This is a genomic window from Burkholderia sp. AU18528, from assembly GCF_002223215.2.
Lineage (GTDB): Bacteria > Pseudomonadota > Gammaproteobacteria > Burkholderiales > Burkholderiaceae > Burkholderia > Burkholderia semiarida.
In genome coordinates this window covers 691,585-708,026 of record NZ_NKFC02000004.1, presented here as the reverse complement: position 1 = coordinate 708,026, position 16,442 = coordinate 691,585, and the positions used below count along the sequence as shown (strand labels likewise).

Sequence of the window (16,442 nt, the reverse complement as noted above, 5' to 3'; positions counted from 1 at the left end):
ATGAATACTCCCGGGATGATGTGGCGGGACGCGACGCGCGCCCGTAACCGGCCGGTCGCGCCCCGCACGCATTCGTTAGTTCGACGGGCTCATGGCGTCCTTCTTCATCGAATCGTGGCCCATCGCGTCCTTCTTCATCGAATCGTGACCCATCGCGTCCTTCTTCATCGCCTGCTTCTTCATGCCGTCCTTCTTCATGCCGTCCTTCTTCATGCCGTCCTTCTTCATGCCGTCCTTCGCCATCGCGTCGTGGCCCATCGCGTCCTTCGACATCGACATGCCGTCCTTCGACATCGCATCGTTTTGCGCGTAGGCCCCCGTTGCGATCGTGGCAAGTGCGGCGATACAGGTGGCGACGAATACTTTTTTCATGACATCTCTCCGATACATGGGTTAAGGAGCCGAATAGACGGAGCACGCGGACGGAAATGACAGCGATGACGAAAATTTTTTGCGCCTGAAAAAAGGGAACGGACTACTGCCCCGCTCGGCCGTTCTGTCCGGCCCTGCATCGCGGTTCGACCGCAGCGCTTGCTGCGGCGCAGCGTGCGCGCACCAGCGGCCGCGATCCGGCCATCGCCCGGCGCCATCCGCGCCGCACCCGGTTGAAACCACCGCCAAGCCGGTGTATCGTGTGCGCTGCTAACGCGGGGGTCCTGCAATGCGTTCGGTCAAGCAACCGGCATTGCGGGTGAGAAATACCCTTTGAACCTGATCTGGATAATGCCAGCGCAGGGAAGCGTACGGATTTCGCCGCCATCCCTCTGACGAAACCCGCCGCCTCACCAAGCCTTGTCTCCTGCTTAGCTCGAGCCCCACATTCGTCAAGGGCTCCGGGCAAGCGCCGAAGCGCCTGTCCGGCGCCCGCACAGGAGATTGCATGAACGCCAATCCGAAGTTTCTGTCTGCCGACGCCCACGTCGACGCCGCCGCCGTCGCCCCGCTGCCCAATTCGCGCAAGGTGTATGTCACCGGCTCGCAACCCGACATCCGCGTGCCGATGCGCGAGATCACGCAGGCCGACACGCCGACCGGCTTCGGCGGCGAGAAAAACCCGCCGATCTACGTGTACGACACGTCGGGCCCGTACACCGATCCGGACGCGAAGATCGATATCCGCGCGGGCCTGCCGGCGCTGCGCCAGCGCTGGATCGAAGCGCGCGGCGACACCGAAGTGCTCCCCGGCCTGTCGAGCCGGTACGGCCTCGAGCGCGCGGCCGACCCGGCCACCGCCGACCTGCGTTTCCCGGGCCTGCACCGCAACCCGCGCCGCGCGCAAGCCGGCAAGAACGTCACGCAGATGCACTACGCGCGTCAGGGCATCATCACGCCGGAAATGGAATACATCGCGATCCGCGAGAACCAGCGCCGCGCCGAATACATCGAAAGCCTGAAGTCGAGCGGCCCGAACGGCGCGAAGCTCGCCGCGATGATGGGCCGCCAGCATCCGGGCCAGGCGTTCGGCGCCGCGGCCTTCGGCGCGAACGCGCTGGCCGAGATCACGCCGGAATTCGTGCGCGACGAAGTCGCGCGCGGCCGCGCGATCATCCCCGCGAACATCAACCACCCGGAATCCGAGCCGATGATCATCGGCCGCAACTTCCTCGTGAAGATCAACGCGAACATCGGCAACTCGGCCGTCACGTCGTCGATCGGCGAGGAAGTCGACAAGATGACGTGGGCGATCCGCTGGGGCGGCGACACGGTGATGGATCTGTCGACCGGCAAGCACATCCATGAAACGCGCGAGTGGATCATCCGCAACAGCCCGGTGCCGATCGGCACGGTGCCGATCTACCAGGCACTCGAAAAGGTCAACGGCAAGGCCGAGGACCTGACCTGGGAAATCTTCCGCGACACGCTGATCGAACAGGCCGAGCAAGGCGTCGACTACTTCACGATCCACGCGGGCGTGCGCCTGCAGTACGTGCCGCTCACCGCGAACCGGATGACGGGCATCGTGTCGCGCGGCGGCTCGATCATGGCGAAGTGGTGCCTCGCGCATCACAAGGAAAGCTTCCTGTACGAACACTTCGAAGAGATCTGCGAGATCATGAAGGCGTACGACGTGAGCTTCTCGCTCGGCGACGGCCTGCGCCCCGGCTCGATCTACGACGCCAACGACGAAGCGCAGCTCGGCGAACTGAAGACGCTCGGCGAGCTCACGCAGATCGCGTGGAAGCACGACGTGCAGGTGATGATCGAAGGCCCCGGCCACGTGCCGATGCAGTTGATCAAGGAGAACATGGATCTCCAGCTCGACTGGTGCAAGGAAGCGCCGTTCTATACGCTCGGGCCGCTGACCACCGACATCGCGCCGGGCTACGACCACATCACGTCGGGCATCGGCGCCGCGATGATCGGCTGGTTCGGCACCGCGATGCTGTGCTACGTGACGCCGAAGGAACACCTCGGCCTGCCGAACAAGGACGACGTGAAGGAAGGCATCATCACGTACAAGCTCGCCGCGCACGCGGCCGACCTCGCCAAGGGTCATCCGGGCGCGCAGGTGCGCGACAACGCGCTGTCGAAGGCCCGCTTCGAATTCCGCTGGGAAGACCAGTTCAACATCGGTCTCGACCCGGACAAGGCGCGCGAATTCCACGACGAGACGCTGCCGAAGGATTCGGCGAAGGTCGCGCACTTCTGCTCGATGTGCGGCCCGCACTTCTGCTCGATGAAGATCACGCAGGACGTGCGCGAGTTCGCGGCGCAGCAGGGCGTGTCGGAAACCGAAGCGCTGAAGAAGGGGATGGAGGTCAAGGCGGTCGAGTTCGTGAAGACCGGCGCCGAGATCTACCACCGCCAGTAAGCACACGCCGCGAGCCGCACCGGCTCGCGGCGCGATGCACGACGCCCGCTTTCGAGCGGGCTTTTTTGCGCATGCCGTGTGCCTGCCGGGCGAAGCGAAACAATTGATTACGAAACCGCGCGAGCCTTAACAAGTCCTTACAGCAGCAGCGCGGGACGGCGCGTAGATTGGGGACATGCACGGTCGCCAGCCGGTCGTGCGCCTTCCGTTCACTACCACAAGGACAACGATAATGAATTCGATTCGGCGTTTTGGGGTATGCGCGCTCCTGGTCGCGACAGTGGCCAGCCTGTCGGCCTGCGATTCGATGTCGCGGCGCCAGCGCGATACGGCAATCGGTGCGGGTGTCGGCGGCGTCGCGGGCGCGGCGATCGGCGGCAACGCGCTGTCGACGCTGGGCGGCGCGGCGGCCGGCGGCATCATCGGTAACCAGATCGGCAAGTAAGCAGCCCGACTCCGGCCGGCCGGGCGTCATCCGGCCAAGGCCAATCGGCTCAACGGCGCTTCCGCACCGCGGACGCGCCGTTTTTGCATGTAGCGCCGCAGGGCGTGGCCGCTGACCGGAAATGATCGGTTACCGTTTCTCATACCGTGTCACCGGTCCTCGGCCTAAGCTTCAGGTATCTGCCGATAGCCGGCTGCGCCGGAGACACATCATGAACAGGACCTTCGTCGCCGCGGCGCTTGCCTGCGCGACGCTTGCCGGCTGCTATTACCCATACGCCTACTATCCCGGAGGCTATTACACGGCGGCGCCGGCGCCGGTACAGCCCGCGCCCGTGTATGTCGATCCGGCCCCCGCCTACTACTTTCCGGCGCCTGCGTATGGGCCGGCGTGGGGCGGCTATTGGGGCCCGGCACTGTCGCTCAATTTCGGCTTCGGCGGACGCGGCGGCTTGCGCCATCGCTGATCGGCCGCGCCGCGCGTGGCCGCCCGCCGCCGGGCACGACCGGCGACGTTCCCGTTTCTTGTCGTTTCATCCGATCGTGAAACGACGGTGTGGTAACGCGGTGTAAGATCCTCGCATCCCGTCCCCGCCCTCCCCGATCGATGTCGCCCAAAAACGCTTTCCTGCTGACCGTGCTCGCCGCCCTGTGGGGCGCATCCTTCCTGTTCATCCGGATCGGCGTGGTCGATTTCGGCGTCGCGCCGCTGATGGCGCTGCGCGTGGGCATCGGCGCGCTGTTTCTCGCGGGCTTCGCGCTGACGCGCTTCAAACCGGCCGATCTCGGCGCCCGGTTGCGCCGTCATGCGTGGCCGCTGTTCGTCGTCGGCGCGCTGAATTCCGGCATCCCGTTCTGCCTGTTCGCGTTCGCCGAATTGACGCTGTCGGCCGGCGTGACGTCGGTGATCAACGCGACGACGCCGCTGTGGGGCGCGCTCGTCGCTTATCTGTGGCTGAAGGACAAGCTGTCGCTGCCGCGCGCGCTCGGCCTCGTCATCGGGTTCGCCGGCGTACTCACGCTCGTGTGGAACCAGATCGCGACCGCGCACGGCGACACGGGCGCCGGCGCGACCGCGCTCGCCGCGGCGGCAGCACTCGGCGCGACGCTGCTGTACGGCATCGCGGCCAACTATACGAAACGCAACCTCGGCGGCGTCGATCCGCTCGTCAACGCAGCGGGCAGCATGATCGGCTCGACCGTGCTGCTGCTGCCTTTCGCGATCGCGACGTGGCCGGCCGCGCCGATCGGCGTGCACGCATGGGGCGCGGTGCTCGCGCTCGGCGTCGCGTGCACGGGCATCGCCTATTTCATCTTCTTCTACCTGATCGCGCACATCGGGCCCGCCCGCGCGATTACCGTGACGTTCGTGATCCCCGTGTTCGGCCTGCTGTGGGGCGCGCTGTTCCTCGGCGAACACGTGTCGGCCGTGATGATCGAAGGCTGCGCGATCGTGCTCGTCGGCACCGCGCTCGCGACCGGCGCGATCAAGCGGATTCCCGGCGTCCGGCCCCGCGGCGGCGAAGCGGCCTGACGATCGGCACGCCGGGCGCGCACGGACCGTCGCCCGCCGCCCGCTGGCCGCAGCCCAGTGGCCGCCGCGCGGCAATGCCGATGACGGCGCGCCGCGGGTTGGCCGACATGCCGCCGATCGCACCGCGGCGCACGGGCATTCGTCTCATTCGTCTGACAGCGGCGGCCGGCCGCCGGGATTTCCGTATCGGGTGGCAACGACGCACGGTCACGCCCTGTCGCGGGATGCTCGCCCGCCGCCGCGGCGCGCTTCGTTTCGCGACGATCATGCACCGTACGCACGCAGGCGGCGCGGGCGGCCGCGCCGCCGCCCGCGTGCCGGAATCGCGGTGTAGCGTTTGCGTCTGGAGTTACCCTGATACGCGCGCCGCGGCAATCCCGTTACACTCGGGACACTTATCCGCAGAAGGCAGTCTCGATGCCCCACGTTCTTTCGCGTCCGCCTGCGCATGCGGCTGCATCGGCGTGGCGGAGTGTCGACGCCCCGCCGCCCCCGCCCGGGCACCGTTGACATGAAGCCCACCCGCGACCTGTCGCTCGACGCCCTGCTCGAACGCCTCACGCCGACACCCCACGGCTGGCTCGCCACCTATCGCACCACGACCTTGCGCAGCGTGTTCCAGCCCGTGCTGTCGATCACGCACAAGCGCGTCGTCGGCTACGAGGCGCTACTGCGCGTCGTCGACGGGAACGGCGCGCTGGCGTCGCCCACCGCCCTGCTCGACAAGACGCGCGGCGACGCCGACGCGCTGCTGCTCGACCGGCTCGCGCGCTGCCTGCACACGGCCAACTTCGTCGCGCAGGGCATCGGCGACGGCTGGCTGTTCCTGAACGTGACGCCGCGCGTACTCGATACGGGCCTCGTGCAGCGCGAGTTCGTCGAGGCGCTCTGCCGGCATTTCGCGCTGCCGCCGAACCGCATCGTGCTGGAAGTGGTCGAGCAGCCGGCGCGCGACGAAGCCGCGCTCGCCCGCACGATCGACATGATCCAGCATCGCGATTTCCTGATCGCGATCGACGATTTCGGCACCGGCTTCTCCAACTTCGACCGCGTGTGGCGGGCGCGACCCGACATCGTGAAGCTCGACCGCTCGCTCGTCGAGCGTTCGACCAGCTCGGCCGAGGATCGCCGCATCATGCATCACCTCGTGTCGATGCTGCACCAGGCCGGCGCGATGGTGCTGGCCGAAGGCGTGGAAAGCGACGACGCGTTGCAGGCGCTGATGGAAGCCGACATCGATTTCGTGCAGGGTTTCCGGTTCGGTCAGCCCGATGCATCGATCGCGCACGCGAGCGCGGCGGCGCCCGCGATGCTCGACGCCGCGTGGCGGCGCTTCATCGCCCGCCGGCACACGCCGGTGGCCGCCGGGCAGCCGGGCTTCGACGCGATCGAACGCCTCGTGCTCGGCGGCGCGGCCGCGTTTTCGGCGAGCGGCAACCTGCAGGACGCCGCGCAACGCGTATTCGCGGTGCCTGCCGCACGTCGCGTGTTCGTCACGGACGAGACGGGCGAACAGTTCCTGCCGTCGATCGGCGCCCCGCTCGACGATAGTCAGGCGAGCGCGACCCGCCTCGCCCCGCTGTTCCCGGAGACCCACAGCAACTGGTCGCGACGCCCGTATTTCCAGCGCGCGATCGCCGCCCCCGGGCGCGTCGCGCTGATGGGCCCGCACTTTTCGCTGACGGAAGGCCGCGACTGCTATACGGCCGCCGTCGCGATCCGCGCGCAAAGCCGGCTCGTCGTGTTCTGCGTCGATTTCGTGCTCGACAGCGCCGGAACCGTGATGCGCTAGCGGGCCGCGCGCGGCGGACCTTCGCCCGCGACGAGCACCGGCCCGTCGTTCGTCAGTCGACCACCTTCCCTCGCCCCGACTTCACCACGCTGCGGCGCGATTTGTGTTCGAGCCGCCGTTCTTTCGACGCACGCGTCGGCCGCGTCGCGACCCGCGCACGCGGCGTGTACGCGACGCTGCCGATCAGCGTATCGAGCCGCGCGAGCGCCGCCTCGCGGTTCTTCTCCTGCGTCCGATATTCCTGCGACTTGATCACGACGATGCCGTCGCGCGTGATGCGCTGGTCGGACAGCGCGAGAAGCCGCTCCTTGAGCACCGGCGGCAGCGACGACGCGCGGATGTCGAAGCGCAGATGAATCGCGCTCGACACCTTGTTCACGTTCTGCCCGCCCGCGCCTTGCGCGCGCACGGCGGTCCATTCGACCTCGGCCGGATCGAGCGTGTAGCGGATCATCATCGCGAAACCTCCATGCGGCGCCGGGCGAGCGCCTCGTCGATGCGGGCGGCGAGCCCCGAATCGCGCTGCGTGCGCGTCGCGACTGCCTGCGCCAGCACGCGCCGCGGCCCGATCACCTGCACGCGCGTGCGGGCACGCGTGACGGCCGTATAAACGAGCTCGCGCGTGAGCACGCGGCCGAACGACGCGAGCAGCACGAGCGCCGCCTCGTCGAATTCCGAGCCCTGCGATTTGTGCACCGTCAGCGCGAACGCCGTTTCGTGCGGCGGCAGCGCGGCCGGCGACACCGCGCGCACGGTGCCGTCCGCGCGCCGGAACCACACGCGCAGCACGCCCTGCGCGTCGGGCAGCGCAATGCCGATGTCGCCGTTGAACAGCCCCAGCGCATAATCGTTGCGCGTGACCATGATCGGCCGCCCGGTGAACCAGTGCGCGCCGACCGCGAGCGGCACGCGCGCCGCGTGCCGTACGTGCGCGGCCACCAGCGCATTGACGTGTTCCGCGCCGCGCGAGCCGCCGCGGGTCGCGCACAGAATCCGGAACCGGTTGAGCGCGTCGAACAGCGGCAGCGGATCGGGCACCGGCGCGGCCAACGCGTCGCGCAATGCGTCGAGATAGGCGCCGAAGCGCCGCGCGAGCCGCTCGACCGTCGACGACGCCAGCGTGTCGCCCGCATCGTCATGAAACGACGCGGCGGCCGAGTCGTCGGCAGGCAGCGCATCGAGCGCCGCCTGCACGTCGCCGCGGCGGATCGCGAGCGACAGCCGCCCGATCGGCGAATCGAGACCGAACCGGTAATTGCGTTCGAGCCACACGACGCAATCCGCGAGCGGTGCCGGAGCGGACGTGCCGGCGGACGCGGCGACGGCTTCGCCGGTCAATGGCGATGCGGCGGCCGTCACCGATGCGAGCACCGCATCGGCTGTATCGAACGGCGGCAGCTCGACAGTGTCGAGCCAGGCGAGTTCGTCGGCCTCGATCCAGGCGGGTGCAGTGCCGCTTGGTGCGCCGGCATCGGCCGGTGCCGACTCCGCGCTCGGTGGCGGCGCGATGCCGGGCGACGACGCTTCGTCATCCTGCGGTTCGTCGTCGAAGAGCGACGTCTGTCGCGCATCGACTTTCGGCCGAGCCGCCGGCTTGCGTGAAACGGGTACGGACGCCGATGGCGACGCCGAAGCCCGTGCGGAAGCGGAAACCGGATGCGCGGCCGGAACCGCGGCCGGCGCGGCTTCGTCCGGCACCGGCAACGCCGCGACGAACGCCGCCTCGTCGATGCCCAGCGCCTGCGCGATGCGCGTGCGCGCCGCGGCCGTGAACGCGGGCCGCGCGCTCAGCTCCGCGAACACGGCGCCGGCCTCGACGGCGGCCAGTTGATCCTTGTCGCCCAGCAACACGAGCCGCGCGCCCGGCGCGAGCGCGTCGAGCAGATGCGCGGCGAGCGCGACGTCGATCATCGACGCCTCGTCGACGACGATCAGATCGTACGGCAACGGATTGTCGCGATGATGCCGGAAACCGCCTGCTCCACCGCCGCCCAGCAGCCGATGCAGTGTGTACGACGTGTCGGGCAGGCGCGCGGCGAGTTCCGGCGGCAGATCGCCGGCGCGCGCGTGCAGCGCCTCCTGCATCCGCTGTGCGGCCTTGCCGGTCGGTGCGGCCAGCGCGATGCGCAGCCCCGGGTGCGCGTCGAGCAGACAGGCGAGCACGCCGACGACGGTCGTCGTCTTGCCCGTGCCCGGCCCGCCGCTGACGATCGTCACGCGGCCCGTCAGCGCGACGATCGCCGCGACGCGCTGCCAGTCGACTTCGCCGGTGGCCGGCCCGAAGTAACGGGCGAGACTGTCGCGCAACCGGTCGGGCGACAGGCGTTCGTCCGGCGCGGCGACGCCGGCCTGCGCGACGAGCGCATCGGCGAGCCGCCGTTCGTAATCGAAATAGCGCGACAGGTACAGGTGATCGAGCCGGTCGACGATCAGCGGCCGCTCGTCGCCGCGCGCGAGCGTGCCGAACGCGACCACGCCGCTTGCGGCCAGCGCCGCACGGACCTCGTCGAGCGGCGCTTCGTAGCGCTGCGCGAGCGCGCCAAGCGCGACGCACACGTGGCCGCCGGCGGTCGCGCGGCTCGTCGCGAACGCGGCGCGCGCCGCCCAGCGTGCCGATGCGGGCGGCGCACCGGCACGCCGCGCGAGGTCGCCGATGCGGCGCGCGAAGCCTTCCGCGAGCGCGATGCCGAAATCGGCCGGCTCGGGCAGCCGCGCGACGAGGCCGCCGGTGAATTCGAGCATGTCGTCGGACGCGGTCATGCGCGGCTCCCTTCCATCATCCGGTCGAGTGCGTCGACGAGCGCGCGCGCGGGCCGCCGCGCATGCACGCCGGCCGGCTCGCCGCCGCTGCGCCAGCCGGGCCGCACGCCGCGCACGAACAGGTACAGGTAACCGGCGATGTGCGTGTCGTAGTCGTAATCGGGCAGGCGGCCACGCAGGTAACGGTGCAGCGCGACCGTATAGAGCAGCGCCTGCAGGTGATACGCGTGATCGGCCATCGCGACGTCGAGCGCGCGCGGGCCGTAGGCATCCGGCGTCGTGCCGAGGTAATTCGACTTCCAGTCGACGATCCAGAAACGGCCGTCGTGTTCGACGATCATGTCGATGAAACCCTTGATGAAACCGGCGAGCGTGCCCGCCTCCAGTGCAACGTCCGGATAGCCGTGCGCGACCAGCAGCCGGCGTAGCGCCGTCAGATCGAGCGACGGCGCCGGAAACAGGAAGCCCATTTCGTCGAGCCGCTTCGCCGGATCGAGATCGGCAAGCCGCATGCCCGGCACGAGCTCGGTGTGCACGACGTCGTCGACGAGCCGCGCCATCATCGCCGGCAGGCGCGCCGCAAGCTCCGGCTCGGCCTCGACCGGCCGGTCGTGCAGCGCGCCGAGCGCGGCGGTGTGCCACGATTCGGGCTCGGTGAACCGGCTGAGCTCGAACAGGCGGTGCAGGCATTCGCCGGCCGCCGCGCCGCGCGGGAACATGAGGATGTCGTCGTCCGGCGGGCCGGCCGCGGCCGTATCGGCCAGTATCGGTTCGCCGTCGGGCGTCACCGCCGCAAGCGCATCGTGATCGGGCCGCAGTTCGTCGTCGGGCACGGCCGCGACGCCCGCCTCCTCCCGCGCCATCGACGCGGTCAGCGAGCTGAAGCTCGCCATCCGCCACGCATCGCGCAGCACGCGTGTCGCATGGCGCGCCGCGAGCGTCTGCGACGCGTCGTGCCCGGCTTCGAGACGCTCGCGGCGCGCAGGCACCGGCAGCGGCGCGACGCTCACGGGGCCGCCCGCGAGCGCGTGCCACGCCGCGTCGAGCGCGGCTTCGTCGGGCGGCTCGTCGAGCCACGCATCGAACGCATGACCGGCCCCCGCGACGAGCCAGTTGAGCACGCTGCGCCGCGCTTCGCGCGTCGAGCGCGACGACAGGTAGGGCCCGGCGACGACATAGCAGCGATAGACCGCGCGCGTGAGCGCCACGTAGACGAGCCGCGCGCGTTCCGCGGCCTGCTCGCGCAGCGCCTGCCGCGCCGCGTGCGCGGCCGCTTCGTCGTCGCATCCGTAATGCAGCACCGCATCGCCGGCCTCGTCGTGATACTCGCGCGCATCGGGCAACGCGGACGACGGCGGCTCGCGCAGCCCGCCGTCGTTCAGGAACGGACAGAACACGATCGCGTATTCGAGCCCCTTCGACTTGTGCACCGTGACGATCTGCACGAGATTGCGATCGGATTCGAGCCGCAGTTGCGCTTCCTCGCCGCCGCCGTCGAGCCGTTGCGCGGCGAGCCAGCGCAGCGTCGGCGCGATGCCCGGCTGCGCGGATGCACGGGCCTGCGTCAACTCGGCCAGATGGTTGATGTCGGTCACGCGGCGCTCGCCGTCCGCACCGGCCATCAGCCGCTCGGCGATCCGCAGCTCGCGCGTGAACGTGCGCCACATCACCGCGAAACCGCGTTCGCGCCACAGCAGCCGATACCGCGAGAAGCGCTCGACCCAGCTCATCGCGTCGGCACCATCGGCCGCCGGCGCGCCGGGTGGCGCTCCGCCGTCGCCCTGCTCCATGCGCCACAGCGCGCCGGCATCGAGCCCGAACCAGTCGGACGCGAGCGCCGCGCGCAGGCGCCGCAGGTCGCCCGGCGCATCGATCGCCGCCAGCACGCGTTCGAGCTGCTCGGCGTCGCCGGTCGAGAACACCGACGCCTGCGCCAGCTCGACGCTGCCGATGCCCCACGTCGCGAGCACGCGCTTCACGAGGCTGCCCTGCCGGTGCGTCTGCACGAGCACCGCGATGTCGCCCGGCGACAACGGCGTGTCTCCCAACCGCACGCGCCCTTCACGCGCGCCGCGCATCAGCCGCGCGATCTCGGCCGCGCACGCCTGGGCGGCCTGCGCCTGCGCATCGCGCTTGAGCAGCGTGCGTTCGCCGCCCGGCAGCGCCCACACCCGGAAATCGCCGGCGGGGCCCGGATCGGTTTCGTCGACGAACGGCGCACGCACGCGCGTGCCGGCGCGCACCGCGTAATAGTCGAGCCCGTCGAGCACGAACGCGCGCGGATTCGACATGAACAAGCGGTTGCACGCGTCGACGATCGCGGGCGTCGAGCGCTGGTTGACCGCGAGCGTGTAGCACGCGCTCGCCCGTGCGCGCGCGGCGAGATAGGTATGCAGATCGGCCGCGCGGAAACTGTAGATCGCCTGCTTCGGATCGCCGACGAGGAACAGCGGGCCGCCCGGCGCGAAGATCCGGTCGAAGATCGCGAACTGCAGCGGATCGGTATCCTGAAACTCGTCGATCAGCGCGGCCGGATAGCGTGCGCGCAGCGCCTCGGCGAGCCACGGGTGCGCGTGCAGCGCGTGATACAGGTTCGCGAGCAGATCGTCGAACGACACGACGCGCCGCGTGCGCTTGCGCTCGGCCAGCTCGCGCGGCGCCATGTCGAGCCATTCGGCGATCAGCGCGAGCCAGCGCGCGCGCTGCGTGGCCTCGGCTGCGGCCACGGCGGCCTCGAGCGCGTCGGCCACGTCGAAGAACGCGTGGGCGGGCGTTGCACCGCCTTTTTTCGTCGCCTTGGTCAGTGCGGTTTGCGTGAGCTTCAGCGCGGCTTTCGGCAGCGCGGCCGTCGCGTCGCCCTGCGCGAAATGCGCCGCCCACGCGGCGAGCGCATCGGCGAGCGCGTCGGGCTTGTGCGAGCGCTGATTGAGCGCGGGCTGCGCGGCGCGCAGCAGCGCATCGATCGCGTCGCGCTCGGCCGCCCACATCCGCGCGGCCTCCGCGAAGCATTCGGCCGCGGCCGCTTCGGCCGATTCGTCCGGCTCGGTCACGCCATCCCAGCGCAGCGCGGCAAGCGGCTTCTTCAGCCGGCGTGCGAGCTGCGCATCGAGCGCGGCCGGGCCGGCGCCCGATTCGACGAGCCACGTCGCGAAGCCCGGCCAGCGCGCGGCCGCCGGTTCGACACGCGTGCGCCAGAAATCCGCCGCGAGTTCGAAGCGCAGCGACGCATCGTCGGCCTCCATGTCGAACGCGAACGGCATCGCCGCCGCGAACGGCGCTTCCTGCAGCGCGCGCTGGCAGAACGCGTGGATCGTATGGATCGCCGCCTGGTCGAACGCGCGCAGCGCACGCCGGATCCGCTTCACGGCCGTCTCGGGATCGAGCGCGCCGTCGTCGCCGAGCGTGGTCTCCAGCAGGCGCGCGATGAACGGATCGCCGCCGTCGTCGCCCGTGTCGAGCGCATGCGCGAGCTGCGCGAGCCGGCCGCGAATCCGCTCGTGCAACTCGGCCGTCGCCGCTTTCGTGAACGTCACGACGAGGATCTCGTCCGCGCCGAGATCCTTTTCGAGCAGCAGGCGCACGTACAACGCGCAGATATTCCAGGTCTTGCCGGTGCCGGCCGACGCCTCGATCTGGTTGACGCCGTCGAGCGGGCACGCGAATACGTCCAGTTCGAGCGCCTGCTGCTGCGCCCCGGCGCTCATGCGACCTCCTTCAGATGCTCGACGAGCGGCTCGAACACGAGCCGCGCGAGCGTGCCGAACGGCTCGTCGAGCGACGGATGCGCGCCGCGCCACGCGATCGCGATGGCCGGATCGTCGGCTTCGCTCACGACCCGCTCGTTGATCCACACGCTCGCGGCCTTGGCCTCGCCGTCGGACACCCGCGCCCATGCACTGCGCGGGAAAAACCGCAGCGGCATGCGCCGCCCCGCGCGGAACAGCGCGGCCAGCGGCGCGAGCCGTTCGAGCGGCGCCGCGACGGGCGTCAGCTCGAACGCGCCGCCGCTGCCGAACCACAGCGTGCGGCACGGGCCGCCCGGCTCGATCGCGCAGTAGACGAGATGCGCGAGCCATGCGGACAGGTAGTCGCGCGCGCTCGGCCGCGCATAGCGGTAGATGACCTGGCCGGCCGGTGTCAACCGGTTCAGCGTGCCGTGCAACTCGAGCGCCGCGCTCACCGCGTCGGCCGCCAGCATCGCGTCGTCGGCGCCGAACAGCGCCTGCTCGGTGTCGGGCCATTTCGGCACGACGGCGAGCGAGAACGGCCGCCGCTCGATGCCGCCGGCCAGCGCACCGCGCACGTTCGACGCAAGCTGCGTCATCGAGCCGAGCGCCTGGTCGCGCCACACCGCGCCCGTCGCGCCGCCGGGCAGTTCGGGGCTCGCGTCCGCGATGCGCAGCGCGTGATCGTGCACGCCGCCCTCGCCCGCTTCGATCAGGAGCGGCAGCACGCGCTCGGCAAGCGCGTCGCTGCCGGCAAAGTCCAGCGCGAACGGCTCGGTATCGAGCAGTTCGGCCTGCGCGTCCGCCAGCACGATGCCGAGCCGGCCGCGCAGCAATGCGCGCGCCGGATGCCGCCAGAAACGTTCGAATTCGCTGAACGCGACGGGCTCGACCGGCTCGGCCGGCAGCGGCTGCGCGAAGAACGGCTGCTCGCGCGGCCCGCCGCGCGACGCTTCGGCGGCCAGCAGCGACGCAAGCGTCGCCCGCTCGGCGTCGTACGAAACGAGTTCGCTGCCGGGCTGGAAATACGCGGCCGCGAACGGCTGCAGCGGATGCTCGACGATGAACGCGCGCCGCGCGGCATCGACCGCATCCGGTGCGGCGCCGGGCCCCGCCGTGACGATCGCCAGATGATCGAGTAACTCGTCGACGAGCGCCGCGGGCGGCAACGGCGCATTGTCGCGGATGCTGCGGCCCGTATAGGCGATCAGCAACCGGTCGCGGGCAGCCAGCAGCAGGTCGAGAAACAGATTGCGCTCGTCGTCGCGGCGCTGCCGGTCGCCCAGCTTCGGCAGCACGGCCATCAGGTCGAACTCGTCCGCGCGCGCGAGGCTCGGCAGCACGCCGTCGTCCATCCCGAGCAGGCAAACGATGCGATACGGCAGCCCGCGCAAGCTCGTGAGCGACGAGAACGTGACGCCGCCCCACGGCACCCCGCCGCGGGCCGGATCGTCGAGCGCCGCGGTGAGCCCCGCGCGGACGACGGCCGCGGGCAGCGCCTCGTCGGGCGCGCCTTCCGTCATCGCGGCCAGCATCGCGTCGAGCGCGTCGCGCACGCCGGCTAGCGCGTCGGCATACGCGGCGCCCGAATCGAAGAAGCGCGCGAGCGTGTCGGCGAACAGCTCGCTCCAGCCGCGCGGCGTGTGCGACTGCGCGAGCCGCCGCGCGAAGCCGTCGAGATCGTCGGTGAAGCGTGCGAGCCGGCCGAGCAGTTCGGCCTCGCTGCCCGTGGCCGCCTCGATCGGCAGCCATGCACCGATCGGCGCCGCGCCTTCGGGCATCGCATAGCCGAGAAAGAGCCGCGCGAGCGCATCGGAGAACGTATGGCGCGGCGCGGGCACGGCCGCGTCGTCGCTCGCGCGCGGCGACAGCCCGCGCCGCGCGCCGGCGGCCGCGAGCCAGGTCTGCACCGTTTCGAGCGCGGCCGCGTCGATGTCGTAGCGCGCGGCCACCGCATCCACGCGCAGCCATTCGACCAGCTCCGGCGCGCCGACCTGCCGCTCGGGCAACGCGAGCCAGTCGAGCAGCACGCGCGCGACCGGGTTCGCCTGCGACGGCGGCAGGCCGGTGATCCGGTACGGCACCCGCGCGCCGCCGGCGCCTGCGGTGCCGAACACCGCGTCGATCAACGGCCCGGCGGCGGCAAGATCGGCCACCGCGACGAGCACGTCGGACGGCTGCAGGCTCGCATCGGCGTCGAACCACGCGAGCAGCCGGTCATGCAGCACCTCGAGCTGGCGCGCGAGGCTGTGGCACACATGCACCTCGATCCCGCGCTCGAGCGGCGTGCCGCCGATGTCGGCCTCCGGCTGCAGTTCGAGGATCGCGTTCTGCACGCGCGCGAGCCACGTCGGTGCGGGATTCTCGACGAAACGCGACGCATCGCCCGACGCCGCGCTTTCAGTCAGCTCGTGCAGCATGTGCAGTTGCGCCTGCGTCTGCCTGCCCCATTCGGCGAGCAGCGGATGGCCGACTTCCTGGTAGTCGCGCCGCCCGGCCGCATCGAGCGCCTCGGCGTGCGCGGCGGTCACGATGTCGAACCAGAATTCGCGGCACGGATTCAGCGCGTAGACGCGCACGTCGATCCAGCGCGACAGTTCGCGCAGCAGCGCGACGTGCAGCGGAGGCATCGTCGGCAGCGCGAACACGCTGACCGATTCGGGCCAGTCGGCGCGCGCGACCGTATCGGCATCGAGATGGCGCGCTTCGACGAGGAAACGGTGCGCCGGCGGCGTGCCGCTGTCGCTCAGCTCGGCGAGCAGCGCGCGCCACAGCGCGGCCTGCCAGCGCTCGTCGTCGCGCGCGGCGTCGCTGATCCCGCGCGGCGCGGCGTCGCCCGCGAGCACCGACTCGCCGGCCTGCCACGCGGCCAGCCATTCGGGGCGGTAGGTCAGGTAGTGATCGAGCACGGCCGCGACGCGATGGGCCAGCTCGTAGCGCATCGCATCGTCGGAGGCCGACAGATACGCGGCCAGCCGCGGCGACGCGAGCCACGGCGCGTCGCCTGCCGCCTGCGCGAACAGCCGGTAGCAGCGCCACACGAGCCGGTCGGGCGCGAACGGCGAACGCGCGGGCACCGCCAGCACGCGGCCGATCTGCGCCCACAGCCACTGCGCGAGATACGTGAACTCGACGTTCGCGCACACGCCGTTGCGCGCGGCGATGTCGAGCTCGAGGCGGCGGCGCAGCGCCGCGCTCGGCACGATGACCTGTTGCGGCGCCCACGGGCCGTTACGGGCCGGGAACGCGGCCAGATCCTCGAGCAGCGCGTCGGCCAGCGTTTCGTGACGGTTCGAATAGAAAAGATGGAGCATGAAGCGGGCGTCGGAACCTCGGACCGGCGGGGCCGGGCGAACAGGATCACCAAGGATAGCA

At 70.6% G+C, this 16,442-nt stretch carries 10 protein-coding genes and 1 riboswitch; of the genes, 5 read left to right on the top strand and 5 right to left on the bottom strand.

The features are described 5' to 3' along the window. Window positions 1-75 precede the first annotated feature (75 nt). Window positions 76-372 carry a pentapeptide MXKDX repeat protein gene (locus tag CFB52_RS06035; protein ID WP_099316240.1) on the bottom strand — a complete coding sequence of 99 codons (297 nt, stop codon included), beginning with the start codon at window positions 370-372 and terminating at the stop codon, window positions 76-78. 267 nt (window positions 373-639) lie between these two features. Further along, window positions 640-756, top strand: a riboswitch (TPP riboswitch). 124 nt (window positions 757-880) lie between these two features. Between CFB52_RS06035 and thiC the strand changes: the two genes are divergently transcribed. The 5 genes from thiC to CFB52_RS06005 all read left to right on the top strand — a co-directional run bounded on the left by thiC (window position 881) and on the right by CFB52_RS06005 (window position 6,582). Beyond that, on the top strand, window positions 881-2,812 hold the full coding sequence (gene thiC, locus CFB52_RS06030) for a phosphomethylpyrimidine synthase ThiC (RefSeq protein WP_059792333.1): 1,932 nt from the start codon (window positions 881-883) through the stop codon (window positions 2,810-2,812). 232 nt (window positions 2,813-3,044) lie between these two features. After that, entirely contained in the window at window positions 3,045-3,257 is a 213-nt protein-coding gene (locus CFB52_RS06025; protein ID WP_059573926.1) for a glycine zipper 2TM domain-containing protein, read from the top strand. A 211-nt stretch (window positions 3,258-3,468) separates the two neighbouring features. Further along, window positions 3,469-3,723: a hypothetical protein gene (locus CFB52_RS06020; RefSeq protein WP_099316239.1), complete on the top strand. Its 255-nt coding sequence runs from the start codon at window positions 3,469-3,471 to the stop codon at window positions 3,721-3,723. Window positions 3,724-3,863: 140 nt separating this feature from the next. Then, window positions 3,864-4,790: a DMT family transporter gene (locus tag CFB52_RS06015; protein ID WP_099316238.1), complete on the top strand. Its 927-nt coding sequence runs from the start codon at window positions 3,864-3,866 to the stop codon at window positions 4,788-4,790. A 511-nt stretch (window positions 4,791-5,301) separates the two neighbouring features. Beyond that, window positions 5,302-6,582 carry an EAL domain-containing protein gene (locus CFB52_RS06005; protein WP_059573929.1) on the top strand — a complete coding sequence of 427 codons (1,281 nt, stop codon included), beginning with the start codon at window positions 5,302-5,304 and terminating at the stop codon, window positions 6,580-6,582. A 52-nt stretch (window positions 6,583-6,634) separates the two neighbouring features. Here CFB52_RS06005 and arfB read toward each other — a convergent pair whose 3' ends face one another. The 4 genes from arfB to recC are packed head-to-tail and all read right to left on the bottom strand — an operon-like array spanning window position 6,635 to window position 16,381. Then, the gene (gene arfB, locus CFB52_RS06000) at window positions 6,635-7,039 is read right to left on the bottom strand and encodes an alternative ribosome rescue aminoacyl-tRNA hydrolase ArfB (protein ID WP_059573930.1); all 405 of its coding nucleotides are present in this window, start codon (window positions 7,037-7,039) and stop codon (window positions 6,635-6,637) included. Then, entirely contained in the window at window positions 7,036-9,342 is a 2,307-nt protein-coding gene (locus tag CFB52_RS05995) for an AAA family ATPase (protein ID WP_099316237.1), read from the bottom strand. The genes arfB and CFB52_RS05995 overlap by 4 nt, the downstream gene beginning before the upstream one ends. Continuing rightward, window positions 9,339-13,046 (bottom strand): exodeoxyribonuclease V subunit beta, encoded by a 3,708-nt coding sequence (gene recB, locus CFB52_RS05990; RefSeq protein WP_099316236.1) that lies wholly within the window; start codon window positions 13,044-13,046, stop codon window positions 9,339-9,341. The genes CFB52_RS05995 and recB overlap by 4 nt, the downstream gene beginning before the upstream one ends. After that, window positions 13,043-16,381 (bottom strand): exodeoxyribonuclease V subunit gamma, encoded by a 3,339-nt coding sequence (recC, locus tag CFB52_RS05985; protein ID WP_099316235.1) that lies wholly within the window; start codon window positions 16,379-16,381, stop codon window positions 13,043-13,045. The genes recB and recC overlap by 4 nt, the downstream gene beginning before the upstream one ends. Window positions 16,382-16,442 lie beyond the last annotated feature (61 nt).

Bases quoted from the DNA above. Each gene is read 5' to 3' on its own strand.
- recC (WP_099316235.1), bottom strand. From the start codon at position 16,381: ATGCTCCATCTTTTCTATTCGAACCGTCACGAAACGCTGGCCGACGCG.
- CFB52_RS06005 (WP_059573929.1), top strand. From the start codon at position 5,302: ATGAAGCCCACCCGCGACCTGTCGCTCGACGCCCTGCTCGAACGCCTC.
- thiC (WP_059792333.1), top strand. From the start codon at position 881: ATGAACGCCAATCCGAAGTTTCTGTCTGCCGACGCCCACGTCGACGCC.
- CFB52_RS06025 (WP_059573926.1), top strand. From the start codon at position 3,045: ATGAATTCGATTCGGCGTTTTGGGGTATGCGCGCTCCTGGTCGCGACA.
- CFB52_RS06015 (WP_099316238.1), top strand. From the start codon at position 3,864: ATGTCGCCCAAAAACGCTTTCCTGCTGACCGTGCTCGCCGCCCTGTGG.
- CFB52_RS06020 (WP_099316239.1), top strand. From the start codon at position 3,469: ATGAACAGGACCTTCGTCGCCGCGGCGCTTGCCTGCGCGACGCTTGCC.
- arfB (WP_059573930.1), bottom strand. From the start codon at position 7,039: ATGATGATCCGCTACACGCTCGATCCGGCCGAGGTCGAATGGACCGCC.
- CFB52_RS06035 (WP_099316240.1), bottom strand. From the start codon at position 372: ATGAAAAAAGTATTCGTCGCCACCTGTATCGCCGCACTTGCCACGATC.
- recB (WP_099316236.1), bottom strand. From the start codon at position 13,046: ATGAGCGCCGGGGCGCAGCAGCAGGCGCTCGAACTGGACGTATTCGCG.
- CFB52_RS05995 (WP_099316237.1), bottom strand. From the start codon at position 9,342: ATGACCGCGTCCGACGACATGCTCGAATTCACCGGCGGCCTCGTCGCG.